We start from the raw sequence: 14,609 nt of genomic DNA on the forward strand, positions 1-14,609 counted from the left end.
AAGAGGGCCTTAACGCCGACTCACGATCTTTCTAACGTCTACGGCACCACAACTTACGAGGTGACAGGGGGCCGGAATGCCTGCTGAGGCACTTTCTCGTCGCACCATGCTCGGAAGAGGCGCGGCGGCCGGGGGAGCACTCGCGCTGGGTCCGCTGCTTGCGGGTGAAGCGTTCGCGGCCACGTCCGGGGCGCCGTCCGCGGCGAACCCGGGCCAGGGCCGCCCCAAGGACATCTACGGCCGCATCGGGGTCCGTCCGCTGATCAACGCGCGGGGAACCTACACCGTGCTCAGCGGTTCGCTGATGCTGCCCGAGGTGCGCGACGCGATCGATGCGGCGGCGCGGCAGTACGTACAGCTCGACGAGTTGGCCGATGCCGTCGGCCGTCGCATCGGCGAGCTCACCAAGACGGAGTTCGGGCTGGTCAGCGGCGGCTGTTCGGCGGGTCTCACGCACGCGGCGGCGGCGTGTACCGCCGGCGGCAACCCGGACCTGCACGTCAACATCCCGGATCTGACCGGGTTCCAGAAGACCGAGGCGATCATCCCGCGGCACTCGCGGAACGTGTACGAGGCCGCGATCAGCGCGGTGGGCCTCAAGGTCGTCCAGGTCGAGACGAAGGAGGAACTGGAGGCCGCCATCGGCCCGCAGACCGCGCTGGTCTACATCATGGCCGGGCCGCGCGTGGACGCCAGCGAGCTGGACACCGAGACGATCGCGTCGGTGACCAAGCCCGCCGGGGTGCCGCTGCTGGTCGACGCGGCCGCGGAGATCCTCACCATCCCCAACGTGCACATCGAGCGCGGCGCCGACCTCGTCGGCTACAGCGGCGGCAAGTGCATGCGGGGCCCGCAGTCGGCCGGTCTGATCCTGGGCCGCGAGGACCTCGTACGGGCCGCGTGGGTGCACAGCGCCCCGCACCACGGCTACGCGCGCGGTTTCAAGGTCGGCAAGGAAGAGGCCATGGGCATGCTCGCGGCCGTCGAGATGTGGGTCCAGCGCGACCACGACGCCGAGTACGCCGAGTGGACGGGCTGGCTCAAGCAGATCTCCCGCCGGGTGTCGTCGGAGAGCGGGGTGACCACCGAGATCACCCAGCCCGTGGGGCTGTCGAACCGGACGCCTTCGCTGCGCATCCTGTGGAGCGCCAAGCGCAAGGGTGTCGTCGGCAGCACCATCGTCAACGCGATGTGGAACGGCGAGCCGCGCATCGCGCTCAACGCCGCCGGCGGCTCCGACCCGGACCAGACCGGCGTCTCCATCACGCCGTACATGATGGAGCCGGAGGACTGGCGGACCATCTCCGACGAACTCGTCCGGCTGCTGCGCGACCCGCCGCCCGCGCCGGAGTCGCCCAAGCCGCCGACCGTGGACGTGGCGGGCACCTGGTCCGTGGAGATCAAGTACGCCGCGGGCACGTCGAGCGCGCACAAGCTCGAACTGACCCAGGACGGCGCGAAGGTCGCCGGCAGGCACGCCGGTGAGTTCGTCAGCCGCCCGGCCTCCGGCAGCGTCAGCGCCAACAAGGTCACGGTGCGCAGCAACTACGGCGAGGAGAACGGCGACTCGCTGAGCTACACCTTCACCGGCACCGTCGACGGCGACAAGATCAGCGGCGAACTCGACATGGGCGAGTACCTGAAGGGCTCCTGGACCGCGACCCGGTCCTGACGGCCGGCGCGCGCCGGCCGTCCAGCCGCGGCCGGCGCGGGCCGTCCCGCACCCCCACGTGTCATGCACCGAACATTTACCGAGGAGTAAACGCATGTCCTCCAACCGCAGGGACTTCATCCGCAAGGCGGCCCCGGTGGCCGCGGTGGCCGCCGTGCCGGTGGTCGCGGGCGGCCAGGCGATGGCCAGCGACAACGACCAGAGCAAGGGCCACGGCCGGCCGCGCAAGGAGGTCCACTACCCCGGTGGCGGCCAGCCGCCGGAGAACCCGCTGTTCAGCCCGATCGTGACCTACGGCAACATGGTCTTCATCTCGGGTATCGGCGCGCACTTCGAGGGCGACATCCGCTCCCACACCGACCACGTGCTCAACGAGATCGAGCGCTACCTGGAGTCGGTCGGCTCGTCCATGGAGAAGGTCCTCAAGGTCAACGTCTACCTCAACACCCTGGACGACTACGCCGGGATGAACGAGGTCTTCCTCGGCCGCTGGGGCAAGGAGCCGGGCGTGCGCACCACCATCGCCGCCGCCGCCGGCATCCCCGGCGACTCCCTGGTCGAGATCGACTGCATCGCCGTCATCTGACGATCCGTAGCGCACGCGCCACCACCACCTGACACAGAGATGGGGAATCGAGCCGGCATGCACGTGAGATCGCGAGTTTCCTGGACGGTACTTCCCGCGGCACTGACCCTCGTCCTGGGCGCCTCCACCGTCGGCGCCACGGCGCCCTCGGGCGCCCGGGCCGAGGGGAAGGACGAGGGCGTCGCGTACGACCTCGTCATCAAGCGGGGCCACGTCATCGACCCGAAGAACGACATCGACGGCGTACGCGACGTCGCCGTCAAGGACGGCAAGATCGCCAAGGTGGCGCCGAGTATCGACGCCTCCGGCGCGAAGAAGACGGTCGACGCCCGCGGCGACTACGTCACGCCGGGCCTGATCGACATGCACGCGCACATGTTCCCGGGGCCGAAGCAGGACTACGCCAACGGCTGGAACGGCGTGGCCCCCGACGGCTTCACGCTCCGGGCGGGCGTCACCACCGCCGTGGACACCGGGTCGGCGGGCGCGAGCAACTTCGACCAGTTCAAGACCGAGGTCATCGACAAGTCCAAGACCCGGGTGCTGTCGTTCCTGAACATCGTCGGCAAGGGCATGGCCGGCCACCCGTACGAGCAGGACCTCGCGGACATGAAGCCCGGGCCCGCGGCCGAGGTGGCCAAGGCGAACCCGGAGACCATCGTCGGCATCAAGACGGCGCACTACAACGGCCCCGAGTGGGAGCCGGTGGACAACTCCATCGCGGCGGGCGAGGAAGCCGGCGTACCGGTCATGGTCGACTTCGGTGCGAACACCCCGGAGCGCCCGCTGTCGCAGCTCCTCAACGAGAAGCTGCGGCCCGGCGACGTCTACTCGCACATGTTCTCCGGGCTCCGCGGTGAGCTGGGCAAGGACGGCAAGCTCAACCCGGCCATGAAGCAGGGTCGCGACCGCGGCGTGGTGTTCGAGGTCGGCCACGGCGGCGGCAGCTTCTCCTGGGACGTGGCGGTGCCGGGGATGAAGGAGGGCTTCACGCCCGACGTCATCTCCACCGACCTGCACATCTCCAGCATGAACAGCGGCATGAAGGACATGTCCAACGTCATGTCGAAGTTCCTGACGCTCGGCATGCCGCTGGAGGACGTCATCGAGGCGTCCACCTGGACCCCGGCCCGGACCATCCAGCGGCCCGACCTGGGCAACCTGTCGGTCGGGGCGCCCGCGGACATCGCGGTCTTCGCGCTGGAGAAGGGCAAGTTCGGCTACGTCGACAGCTTCGGCTGGCGGATCGACGGCACGCAGAAGCTGGTCGCCGAGACCACCTTCCGCGCCGGCCAGGCCGTCTGGGACCTCAACGGCAAGGCCGCGAACGAGTGGTACCCGGGGGCGAACCCCCCGAAGGCCAGCGCGGCCGAGGACCACGAGCACCAGTAAGGAACCATCCCTCCCCGCCCCGGAGCGCGTCCCGGCCGGCCCAGGCCGGGACGCCCTCCGGGGCTCCGCGCTGCCGGGACCCGTCCCCACCGCGGGTTCAACGCCCGTTCGCCGGACGGGTCTTGACCTTGATCCGGGGCGCGCCAACACTGCACGGATGTCTTCCACCTCTCCCCTTCACCCCCGTCACGGGCGCCCGGGCAGACCCGTGCGGCCCACCCGCCCCAGCAGACGCCACGTGCTCCGGCTCACCGGTGCCCTCGCCGGGATGGCCGCGGCCGCGCAGTTCACGCCGGCGCCCGCCACGGCCGCACCCCGGTATCACGACAACCCCTTCACCCTCGGCGTCGCCTCCGGCGAGCCGCTGCCGCACGGCGTCGTGCTGTGGACCCGGCTGGCGCCGGTCCCGCTGGCCGAGGACGGCCTCGGCGGGATGCCGCCGCAGGACGTGGCCGTGCGCTGGGAGGTCGCGGAGGACCCCGGGATGCGCCGGGTGGTACGCCGCGGTACGGCCGCCGCCAAGCGGGACTTCGCCCACTCCGTCCACGTGGACGTGACGGGGCTGCGGCCGGGCCGCGAGTACTGGTACCGCTTCCGCACGGGCGGCGAGCTGAGCCCGGTGGGCCGTACGAAGACCGCGCCGGCGGCCGGTTCGCTGACCCCCATGACGCTGGCGTTCGCCACCTGCCAGAGCTGGTCGGACGGCTTCTACACCGCCTACCGCCACCTGGCGGCGCAGGGCGTCGACCTGGTCGCGCACCTCGGGGACTACATCTACGAGTACCCGGTGAGCCGCACGAGCGGCCCCCGCGGCACCGACCTGTCCGCCGCGCACAACGCCGAGACCCTGACGCTGGATCAGTACCGGCTGCGCTACGCGCTCTACCGCACCGACCCCGACCTCCAGGCCGCGCACGCCGCCGCCCCGTGGATCGTCACCGTCGACGACCACGACGTGGAGGACAACTGGTCCGACGAGACGTCGTTCAGCGGTGCCTCCCCCGAGGACCTGCTCCGCCGCCGCGCCGCCGCCTTCCGGGCGTACTACGAGCACCTGCCGCTGCGCGCCTCCGCCCTGCCGCAGGGCCCGGACATGCGGCTGCACCGCACCCTCGACTACGGCCGGCTCGCCCGCTTCCACGTCCTGGACGCCCGGCAGTTCCGCGACCCCATCGACATCACCCGCCGCGACGACCCGGCCCGCTCCATGCTCGGCGCCGTGCAGGAGCGCTGGCTGCTCGACGGCCTCGCGGACTCCGGCGCCACCTGGAACGTCCTCACGCAGCAGGTGCTGATGATGCAGCTCGACCGGCTCACCGACCCCGGGCTGCAACAGCTCAACGGCGACGCCTGGGACGGCTACACCGCCACCCGCGGCCGCCTCCTGGACGGCATCGCCGAGCGGCGCGTGGCCAACCCGGTCGTCCTCACCGGCGACATGCACGTCAACATGGCCGGCACCGTCAAGCGGGACTTCGCCGACCCCTCCTCCCCCGCCGTGGCACCGGAGTTCGTCACCACCTCGATCACCTCCGGCGGCAACGGGGCCGACACCGGCCCGCAGGCCGCGGAGTGGCTGGCGGCCAACCCGCACCTGGCGTTCTACAACGGCCAGCGCGGCTACGTCCGCTGCACCGTCTCCCCCGGCCAGTGGCGCGCCGACTACCTCGTCGTGGACAGGGTCTCCGTGCCGGACGGCTCGGTGAGCACCCGCCGCTCGTTCGTCGTGGAAGCCGGCCGGCCCGAGCTGCAGGAGGCGTGAGCATGCACCCGATCCGCAGAAGGGCCGGCGCCGCCGTCGCCGCACTGGCCGCCTTCGCCGCCCTGTCGCCGCTGACCGCGCCCGCCGCCCCCGCGGGCGCCGCGGGGCGCGAGACGGCGGCGGCCGGGGAGTTGCTGGTCGTCCAGGCCAACCTCCAGGAGGCGGTACGTCCCGCGGACGCGGCCGAGAGCGCCGACCTCGACACCTTCGTCGACCGCCTCACCGCCGCCGCCCCGGCCCCGCCGGACGCGCTGCTGCTCACCGAGGTGCTGGGCCCCGGCGCCCGGCACGTCGCCGAGCGGCTCGGCCGGGCCACCGGCCAGCGCTACCGCGTCGCCGTCGCCCCCGGCGACAGCCCCTACCTGCCGGACGGCGCGGTGCGCGAGTCGGCGATCGTCGTCAACGCCGACACCGTACGGACCGTGGGCACCCCCGGCTTCCACCGGGTGCAGAGCGAGGATCAGGCGCACGCCGTCGTGGAGACCCGCGCCCGCCCGGCGCTGCGGGCGCCGCTGGTCAGTGCGCACGTCGCCGGCAGCCCGGCCCCGGCCGCCGAGGCGCTCGCCGCCTTCCTCGCCGAGCGCCACCCGGCGCAGCCCGGCACGCCCCAGATCGACGTGCTCGGCGGCGACTTCCGCGCGGGCCGCTGCGTGGAGCCGGTGGCGTATCTGGCGATCGGCTGCGCGCCCGCCCCGTTCTGGGACGCCCTGACCGCGCAGCGGGCGTACCGCGACACGGCGTACGAGCGCGGGGCCGAGCCGTGGTCGGCCTACCGCACCTACCTCTTCGCCCGCGGCGACGTGCGCGACGGCTACGTCGACGCCGCCTACCGGCAGGCGCTGCCCGACCCGCGGGCGTGCAAGGAGGCGTTCGACCGCGGCGAGGGCGCGAGCGCGCCGGCACAGTGCCGCGGGACGTACTACGCCGACCAGCCCTTCTCCTTCGCGCGGCTCGCCGCCCCGCCGCCGACCGCGACCGCCGTGGTCCCGGGCCGGGCCGAGATGTCGCGCTGCGAGCTGGGCGAGCGGGTCGGCGACGCGGTCGCCCGCGTCGCCAACTACACGGCGGAACCCGTCACCCGCGAGGTCACCGCGGCGGCCGACGCGCCGCTGTCCGTCTCGCCCGCCGCCGAGACACTCCAGGTGCCCGCGCAGCAGGCGCGGGCCGCGCGGATCTCCCTGACCGCCGCCGCGGACACCCCGCCCGGCGAGTACCCGGTGCGCGTCCGCGTCGGGGACGAGGCGTTCACGGTGCCGGTCACCGTCACGCCCGAGTGCACGGAGCCGCGGGTGTACGCCACGAGCTGGCACTCCGGCTCCGAGCCCGAGCGCGCCGTGGACGGCGACCCGAACACCTTCTGGCACTCGGAGTACGTCCCGGTCACGCCGCTGCCGCAGTCGCTCACGCTGAACCTGGGCGCGGTGCGGCAGGTCGGCCGGCTGACGTACCAGCCGCGCATCGACGGCAACCTCAACGGCACGATCCTGCAGTACAAGGTGTACGTCTCCGCCGACGGCCGGGAGTTCACCGAGGTCGCGGCCGGCACCTGGGAGCGTGACGCGCGGCTGAAGACGGCCTCCTTCGCGGCCGCCGACGCCCGGTACGTACGCCTGGAGGCGCACACGGCCAGCGGCGGAAGCTACGCCTCCGCCGCCGAGGTCACGGCCGGCTGAAGGGGGTCAGGCGGTGCCGCGGAACGCGCGCAGCACCGCCTGGCCCTTGGCGTTGTCCGTGACCAGGTAGACCGTGCTGCCGTCCCAGGCGTACGTGGTCGTGGACGGCGAGCCCGTCGACTGGCCCTTGGCCGCCAGCGCGCCGACGACCTTCGCCCTGCCGGTGCGCACGTCGTACTCCGTCAGTTCCTGGTGGAAGCCCTCCTCGGGCTTCGCGGCGGCGATCAGACGGTCGTCGGTGGCGTCGTAGCCGATCATCTGGAGCCAGTCCTTCTTCGGCGTCTTCCACAGCAGGCCGCCGGACTTCAGGTCCACGGCGGCGAAGTGGACGTTGTCCCCGTACTCGGCGACGAGCACCCCGTCCTCGGTGACGAAGGTGGTGTGCTCCTCGAACTGCAGTGGGGCGAGGTCGCCGGTGAGCGGCACGAGCTTGCCCTGCTCGCCGTCGTCGGTGAAGGACTGCACGAACCTGTTCTCGTCGTCGTCCTGGAGCAGCACGGTCAGCGGGTTCTCGCCCAGGGCGCGCTGGACGTCGAGGTCGACGCCGGGGAACCGCCACGGGTCGTCCCCGTCGCGGGTGTCGAGGACGGTGAGCTGGTGGCGCGGGGAGACGTCGGTGCACTCGCTGCTGCCGACGGCGTGCTCGTCGCCGAGGACGAGGGAGGAGTATCGCAGTCCCGGCCGCGGGAGGTGAAGTCCAGCCCGGGGCCGCCCCCCTTGGCGTTCCGGTTGTTGACGTAGGAGCCGATGGTGGTGCTGATGGTGGAGTCGTTGACGGAGAGCACCGGGTTGGAGGTGCTGTAGTCCCCGGCGAGGTTCTGCGACCACAGCACGGTGCCGGTGTCGACCTCGATGGCCGCGAGGTACGCGCAGTCGTCACCGCCGGCGTCGAAGGCGACGGCGCCGATGCCGCCGGGGCTGATGCCGCGGGACATGGCGCACAGCTCGCCGGCGCGCTCCGGGGGCTTCACCTTCCACTTCTCCTTGCCGCTGCGCGCGTCGTACGCGCGCATGCCGCCGTCCTCGTCGCCGTGGACGACGTGGCCGCCGGCCGGCCACAGGCCCGGCAGGCTGCTGGAGTCGCCGCCGGCGACGTGGGTGCCCTCCAGTGGTGTGGACCACAGTTGTTCCAGCGCGTTCGCGGGCAGTTCGTCCTGCGCGCTGCTTCCGCCGCCGTCGTCGTCGGCGAGGAGGACCACTGCGGCGCCGCCGCCGAGGACCGCGAGGACGACGAGCACCGACAGGACGATGGCGACGGCCTTCTTGCCGCCGCCGGAGCCGGGCGGGGGCGGCGCGGGGTACGCGTAGGGGGTTGCGTGCACCGGCCCGGGCTGCGCGGGCATGCCGGCCGCGGCCATCGGCCGGTGCTGCTGCGGCTGTCCGTACGGTCCGCCGGCCGGCTGCTGCGGCGGGACCGGCGGCGGTGGCGCGGACGGAGGTCCGGGCGGCGGTGCCGGCGTGCCTGGCGGCACGCCGGGGCCGTTCGGCGGCGGTGGTCCGAAGCCGCCCGCCTGCCCGTTCTGCCCGTACTCGTCAGCCATGCCGTGTCCCCCTGGTCCCGCCCGCCTGCGTCCCCCGTGATCGGCGCCCCATCGTAGAGGCCCGCCCGGCCGCGTACACCCCGGGCCCCGGAAGCCCTGCACGGCGTCAACGGCCGGGCCGGGCAGGCGAGTTCGGGGCGGTCGGGGGCCGGGCCGCGGGACGCGGCACGGCCGGAGGGCACACCCCCAGGGTCCCTCCGGCCGCCTGCCGCCGCGGCGTCTTCATCCCCTCATCTGCCGGTCCGCGCGGTGCTGCGGTGGTGCCGTCCTGCCCTCTGTCAGACGGCCTGCCACAGCGCCGGCACGTTCGGCGGCTCCCAGCCCGGCATGGCCTGATGGCCCTGGAGGCACCGGTAGCTGGTGGTGCCGTACGTGACGGTGTCACCTGCCTGGTAGACGGTGCCCGCTGCCCAGGTGCCGCCGGGCGGGTCGGTGGGCGGGTCGGTCGGCCCGCCGTCCTCGGTGGTCAGGGTCAGCCCGTAGACCTGCAGGGCGGCGTTGACGGGCTGGAAGTACGTGGTGCCGCCGCTGCTGCAGTTGCCGGAGCCGCCGGAGGTCATGCCCTGGGCCTGGCTGCCGGAGATGAACGAGCCGCCGGAGTCGCCGGGTTCGGCACACACGTTGGTCCGCGTCACCGGGCTGACCGTGCCCTGCGGGTAGGTGACGCTGGAGTTGCGCTGCTGGATCGTGCCGCAGTGCCAGCCCGTGGTGGAGCCGGAGCGGCACACCGAGGCGCGTTCGACGGCTTCGGTGGAGCCCTGGACCCGCTTGGTGCCGGTGCCGTAGCCGTTGACCGTGGGGGTCGGGGTCCACTGGCTGTTGGCGCCGACCCAGGCGTAGTCGCGGCCGGGGAAGGTCGAGCCCTGGAAGCTGCCCTGGGCCTGCTGGTTCGCTCCCCTGGTGGTGGCGCCCGTGGTGCCGCAGTGGCCGGCGGTGACGAAGCCGCTCTGGCTGCCGCGGTTGACGGAGAAGCCGACGGAACAGCGGCTGCCGGAGCCGATGTAGTAGGCGTCGCCGCCGACGATGTCCGCGTAGGTACGGGGCTTCTCCTCGGACCGCTGGACCTTCAGCAGGCTCGCGTCCACTCCGGCCGCGGCGGCGAAGCGCTCGGCCGCGGCGGGCCTGGAGGTGTGCAGGACCACGCGGTTGGCGGTGGTGTCCACGTACCAGACGGGCACGTGGGCGGGCGAGGAGCGCTCGGCGATCCGGTCCAGGCCGGCCTTGGCCGCGTTCAGCTCGGCGAGGCTGTGGTCGACGACCTTCGCCCGGGCTCCCTCGTCGGCGATCTTCCGCGCTTCGGTGCCGTCGGTCGTCGCCACCACGACATCGGCGGAGGTCTTGCCCGACACCCACGCTCCCCCGTAACTGCGGCCCAGCGAGAGCCGCAGCGTGCCGACGACGGCGCCGGCCTCGCTCTCGTTGGCCAGGCGTCTTTCGGCCTGATCCGCGGTGAGGCCGAGATCCCGCTGCATCGCCTTGAGCAGACCCGGGGAGTACTGCCCCGAGGCCGAGTCGGGCGTACCCGGGGAGTCGGACCCGAAGGCCGCTGACTGGAGCCCGGCGAGGACGAGCGCGCCGATGGCGACGGTGGCGCCGGCCGCGCCCATGACCCGTTTGTGGAGCATGGAAGTCTCCTTGGTTTCGTGATTACCGCGAAACCGTAGCCATGGGCACGTCAGGTCGGCAGATACCAGTCCGCCCCCGCCATCGCGTTATGGAACCCGCGACGGCGGGGGCGCGACGGGGCGCCGGCCCCGTCCCCCGTCAGACGGCGACCGGGGCGGGAGCGGTGCCGAAGTCCGGGTGCGCCTCCAGCCATTCGCGGTAGCTGCGGCTGCGCCGCGCGGCCTCGGCGTGCGCGGCGCGGGCGTAGCCGGTGACCGCCGCGGCGGTGCCGGCGGCGGGCGACTGGGGGTGCCAGCCGATGAGGTGCCGCCAGCTCAGCGGGTGCCCCACCAGCGGCCGGGTGGCCAGCCCCGGGGTCGGCGGGAAGGTCGCCCGGCACAGCCCCACCGCCCGCCCCACCTGGGCCAGATGGACGCAGGAGGCACTGTCGGTCTCGTACACGGAGGCGGGCGTGAACCCGGCGCGGATGCAGGCCGCGGCGAAGCAGTCGCCGAAGCAGCCGTCGCCCGGAACGTCGGTCCAGTTCTCGCCCGCCAGGTCGCGCAGCTCGATCTGGCGGCGTCCGGCGAGCGGGTGTTCGGCGGTGAGCATGACGAAGACGGGGTCCGTGCCGACGTTCTGCCACACGAGCCGGTCGGTCAGCGGCGGCCGGCTGTCGCCGCAGACGCCGATCAGCGCGAAGTCCAGCCGCCCTTCCGAGACCATGCCGGCCAGCTCGCGCACCGACCAGCGGGTGTACGTCGTCACGGGCGTCTCCGGGTGCGCGGTGGCGACCCGGTCGATGAGGCCGCCGAGCAGCGGGCCGTGGGTGCCGCCGAGCCGGAACCGCGGCATGCCGCCCCACGCCCGCGCGAACCGCACCGCGTCCTGCTGCAGTTCGAGCACGCCGGGCAGCAGCACCCGGGCGCGGTCGAGGACGAGCTCGCCGAGAGCCGTGGGGCGCACACCGTGTCTGCCCCGGTCGAAGAGCGGGCCGCCGAGTGCGCGCTCGATGCGCTTCAACTGTGCGCTCAGCGCGGGCTGGGCGAGCCCGAGCGCGGTGGCGGCCCGGGTGAGGCTGCCTTCCTCGGCAATGGCCCGAATGGTCTTCAGGTGCCGCAACTCCAGGTCCATGCGGTCAGCTTGCGGTCCTGCGGCGGCCCCGGCAACCTTTTGGTCCGGACCAATGTAGAGGAGGGTGAACACGAGGTGTCCGCAGACCCCGTCCCCATGCACCGGCTGGAGGTCCCCGCCCCGGAGGTCCTCCCCTTCGCCCTCGGGTCGTTCGACTCGATCGGCCCGCTGTCCCGCGCCGGCTTCCCGCACCGGCACACGTTCCACGAGATCGTCTACGTCCGCGCCGGCCGCGGGCACCACGTGGTCGACCAGCGCAGATGGCCGATCGCCCCGCCCCACCTGGGCATCGTCACCCCGGGGCAGGTGCACCACTGGGAGGACGCGGCCGGTCTCGACGGCTGGGTGATGATCTTCACCGAGGACTTCCTGCTGCCCACCCCCGAGGACCGGGACCGGCTGCGCGAGCTGTCCAGGGTCTCGTGGCTGAGCCCGGACCCGCGCTCCGCGGGGATCCTGGCGGCGCTCTTCGCCGAGATGGCCCGGGAGTACGCCGGCCGGGCGCCCGGCTTCATCAGCGTGCTCCAGTCGTATCTGCACGTGCTGCTGATACGCGCGGACCGGCTGTCCCGGACGACCCGCACGGAACCGGAGAGCGGCGACGCCGCGGGTCCCGCGGCGGGCCGGGCGGCGGAGATCGCCCGGCGGTTCGACCGGCTGCTGGCCGAACCGGGGCCCGCGGTGGCCGAGTTGTCCGTACGCGGCTGCGCGGCGAGCGTGGGCGTCTCCGTGGGATATCTCAACGAGGCGGTCAAGCGGGTCACCGGGCTGACCCCGGGCCATCTGATCAGGCAGGCGCAGGCGCGCGAGGCCAAGCGGCTGCTGGCCGCGACCGATCTGACCGTACGTCAGGTGGCCAGGCTGGCCGGGTTCTCCGACCCCGCGTACTTCAGCCGGTTCTTCCGCCGGGAGACCGGCAGCAGCCCCGGCGACTACCGCCGCGGCACCCGTGCGGATCACCACGATCGCCGGATTCTGTCCATCGACTGCCCCGGTGCGTCCGAATAGCGTCACTGGCGCCCCGCCGGACGGCGCCACCGCGCCGGTCCCCACGCGGGGTTCACGACCCCACTCCCCCGACCGAGGAGCCGTGATGCCGTGACAGACCAGGACAAGTCCGCACCGGACGAGGACGCACAGCCGCAGGAGAAGTCCGGGATCCGCCGCAAGGACCTGCTCAAGGCCGCGCTCGTCGCCGCGCCGCTGCCGCTGCTCGTCGGCGGCGCCGCCCCCGTCCTCGCCCGCGACCGGGCGCGCACCGGCGGCGAGCTGACCCCGACGCCGGAGGCGTGCGACCCCGGGGACCCGCCGACGCGGCAGCAGACCGAGGGCCCGTACTTCAAGCCCAACTCCCCGCAGCGCACCTCGCTCGTGGACCCGGGCACCCCGGGCACCCGGCTGACGGTGAGCGGGTACGTCTTCGGGCTCACCTGCCAGCCGATCCCGGGCGCGCTGCTGGACTTCTGGCAGGCGGACGTGAACGGCGCGTACGACAACGCCGGTTACCGCTTCCGCGGCCACCAGTACAGCGACGCACAGGGCCGGTTCAGCCTGCAGACGATCGTGCCGGGCCTCTACCCGGGCCGTACCCGCCACATCCACGTCAAGGTGCAGGCGCCGAACAACCCGATCCTGACCACGCAGCTCTACTTCCCGAACGAGCCGCGGAACAACACCGACACGATCTTCCACCCGTCGCTGCTCATGACCGTGCGGGACGTGGGCGGGGGCCGGGAGGGCACGTTCGACTTCGTGCTCAACGTGCGGCAGAACCCCGACCCGCCGGACCCGCCCGGGGGCACCTGGGCGGCCGGCACCTCCTACCGGCCCGGCGACACCGTCACGTACGGCGGCGTGACCTACCGCTGTCTGCAGGCGCACACGGCCTCCCCCGGCTGGGAGCCGCCGAACGTGCCCGCGCTCTGGCAGGCCGCCTGAGAGCCGCGGCCCGGCCGTGATCCGGCCCGGCCGCACCCAGACCCGCGCCGTCGCGGCACCCGGGGCCCACCTCCCCGGCCCGCGGCGGCGCGGTCCCTGCCCTTTTCCGGCGGTTGCGGAGGCCGCGGGCACCACCGCTGGTCCGGCACCGCACGGGGGTGGCAGCTTCGATGGCCGTGCTGCTTGGATCGGGTGATGGAGACCGATGCGCTGATCACTGTCGCGGATGTGGAAGATGCGGCCGAGCGGGTTGCCGGGTACGTCGTCCGGACCCCGACGGTGGCGAGTCCCGGGTTGTCCGAACTCCTGGGCGTGCCGACCACGGTGAAGCTGGAGCTGCTGCAGCGCACCGGCTCGTTCAAGCCGCGAGGCGCGACCGCGAAGCTGCTCACGCTCAGCGAGTCCGAGCGCGCCGCCGGAGTCGTCGCGGTCAGCGGCGGCAACCACGGCATCGCGCTGGCCGTCATGGCCGGCGTGCTGGACATCAAGGCGACCGTCGTGATGCCGCGATCCGCCCCCGACAGGGCCGGGGAAATCGCACAGTCCGCCGGGGCGAGTGTCCACACAGCCGACACCATGGACGCGGCCTTCGCTCTCGTCGACGAGCTCAGGGACGCAGGGCTCACCCTGGTCCACCCCTATGACGATCCCGTCGTGATCGCCGGCCAGGGCACTGTCGGCCTGGAGTTCGCACAGGACGCCGGAGAGCTCACCGACGTACTCGTCAGTATCGGCGGCGGCGCACTGATCTCCGGTGTCGCCACCGCACTTCACGCACGTCGTCCGGGAGTCCGCATCTGGGGGGTGGAGACCGACGGCGCTCGGGCCATGTCGGCGGCCCTGGCCGCTCGACGGCCGGTCCCCGTCGAGTTGTCCTCGATCGTCTCGACGCTCAGCGCCCCCAGCGCCTCCCAGCTCACCTACGCGCACACCTCGACACTGGTCACCGACGTGCTCACGGTGACCGACGCCGAGGCCGTCCGGGGAACCCTCGACCTCGCCGACCGCGCCAAGGTATGGGCCGAGCCTGCCGCCGGATGCCTGCTGCCCGGGGCCCGCCAGGTACTGCAGCGCGTCGGTGAAGGGGCCAGACTCGGCCTGGTGATCTGCGGAGGCAATGCGACCACGGACGACGTACGCATGTGGGCCGAGCGCTTCGGGGTGTGCTGAGTCCGCCGTCCTCGACCGGCTTTGCCGACGGACCCGGAAGCTCGGCGCACGATCTGACACGGACGTTCCCGACCGTCCCTTTCCGGCCCTGCACGGGAAAGCGCCCCCCGTGACTTGACGGGGTGTCAATCCGCCG

At 73.0% G+C, this 14,609-nt stretch carries 12 protein-coding genes; 8 read left to right on the forward strand and 4 right to left on the reverse strand.

Annotation, left to right across the window (positions count from 1 at the left end; all coding sequences use genetic code 11):
* The first annotated feature begins 106 nt into the window (after positions 1 to 106).
* The 5 genes from ABGA99_RS16085 to ABGA99_RS16105 all read left to right on the forward strand — a co-directional run bounded on the left by ABGA99_RS16085 (position 107) and on the right by ABGA99_RS16105 (position 7,085).
* Positions 107 to 1,672, forward strand: a complete 1,566-nt coding sequence (locus ABGA99_RS16085; RefSeq protein WP_347579880.1) for an aminotransferase class V-fold PLP-dependent enzyme — start codon at positions 107 to 109, stop codon at positions 1,670 to 1,672.
* A 94-nt stretch (positions 1,673 to 1,766) separates the two neighbouring features.
* Entirely contained in the window at positions 1,767 to 2,258 is a 492-nt protein-coding gene (locus ABGA99_RS16090) for a RidA family protein (protein ID WP_347579881.1), read from the forward strand.
* Between the two features lie 57 nt (positions 2,259 to 2,315).
* The gene (locus ABGA99_RS16095; RefSeq protein ID WP_347579882.1) at positions 2,316 to 3,650 is read left to right on the forward strand and encodes an amidohydrolase/deacetylase family metallohydrolase; all 1,335 of its coding nucleotides are present in this window, start codon (positions 2,316 to 2,318) and stop codon (positions 3,648 to 3,650) included.
* 238 nt (positions 3,651 to 3,888) lie between these two features.
* Positions 3,889 to 5,412 (forward strand): alkaline phosphatase D family protein, encoded by a 1,524-nt coding sequence (locus ABGA99_RS16100; protein ID WP_347579883.1) that lies wholly within the window; start codon positions 3,889 to 3,891, stop codon positions 5,410 to 5,412.
* A gap of 2 nt (positions 5,413 to 5,414) precedes the next feature.
* Positions 5,415 to 7,085 (forward strand): discoidin domain-containing protein, encoded by a 1,671-nt coding sequence (locus ABGA99_RS16105; protein ID WP_347579907.1) that lies wholly within the window; start codon positions 5,415 to 5,417, stop codon positions 7,083 to 7,085.
* Positions 7,086 to 7,091: 6 nt separating this feature from the next.
* Here ABGA99_RS16105 and ABGA99_RS16110 read toward each other — a convergent pair whose 3' ends face one another.
* The 4 genes from ABGA99_RS16110 to ABGA99_RS16125 all read right to left on the reverse strand — a co-directional run bounded on the left by ABGA99_RS16110 (position 7,092) and on the right by ABGA99_RS16125 (position 11,365).
* Complete coding sequence (locus tag ABGA99_RS16110; protein ID WP_347582865.1) at positions 7,092 to 7,583, reverse strand: hypothetical protein; 492 nt, start codon at positions 7,581 to 7,583, stop codon at positions 7,092 to 7,094.
* A 2-nt stretch (positions 7,584 to 7,585) separates the two neighbouring features.
* Positions 7,586 to 8,626 carry a PQQ-binding-like beta-propeller repeat protein gene (locus ABGA99_RS16115; protein WP_347582866.1) on the reverse strand — a complete coding sequence of 347 codons (1,041 nt, stop codon included), beginning with the start codon at positions 8,624 to 8,626 and terminating at the stop codon, positions 7,586 to 7,588.
* A 278-nt stretch (positions 8,627 to 8,904) separates the two neighbouring features.
* Complete coding sequence (locus ABGA99_RS16120; RefSeq protein ID WP_347579885.1) at positions 8,905 to 10,251, reverse strand: alpha-lytic protease prodomain-containing protein; 1,347 nt, start codon at positions 10,249 to 10,251, stop codon at positions 8,905 to 8,907.
* A gap of 139 nt (positions 10,252 to 10,390) precedes the next feature.
* Positions 10,391 to 11,365: a LysR family transcriptional regulator gene (locus ABGA99_RS16125; RefSeq protein WP_347579886.1), complete on the reverse strand. Its 975-nt coding sequence runs from the start codon at positions 11,363 to 11,365 to the stop codon at positions 10,391 to 10,393.
* Positions 11,366 to 11,461: 96 nt separating this feature from the next.
* On the opposite strand from ABGA99_RS16125, the gene ABGA99_RS16130 reads away from it, so the two are divergent.
* The 3 genes from ABGA99_RS16130 (at position 11,462) to ABGA99_RS16140 (ending at position 14,473) form a co-directional block, all read left to right on the forward strand.
* Positions 11,462 to 12,373, forward strand: coding sequence for an AraC family transcriptional regulator (locus ABGA99_RS16130; protein ID WP_347579908.1), 912 nt, complete (start codon positions 11,462 to 11,464; stop codon positions 12,371 to 12,373).
* 90 nt (positions 12,374 to 12,463) lie between these two features.
* Positions 12,464 to 13,303 (forward strand): carbohydrate-binding protein, encoded by an 840-nt coding sequence (locus tag ABGA99_RS16135; protein ID WP_347582867.1) that lies wholly within the window; start codon positions 12,464 to 12,466, stop codon positions 13,301 to 13,303.
* A gap of 195 nt (positions 13,304 to 13,498) precedes the next feature.
* Positions 13,499 to 14,473, forward strand: a complete 975-nt coding sequence (locus tag ABGA99_RS16140) for a threonine/serine dehydratase (RefSeq protein WP_347582868.1) — start codon at positions 13,499 to 13,501, stop codon at positions 14,471 to 14,473.
* Positions 14,474 to 14,609 lie beyond the last annotated feature (136 nt).

It is taken from the genome of Streptomyces sp. B5E4, from assembly GCF_039871555.1.
GTDB lineage: Bacteria > Actinomycetota > Actinomycetes > Streptomycetales > Streptomycetaceae > Streptomyces.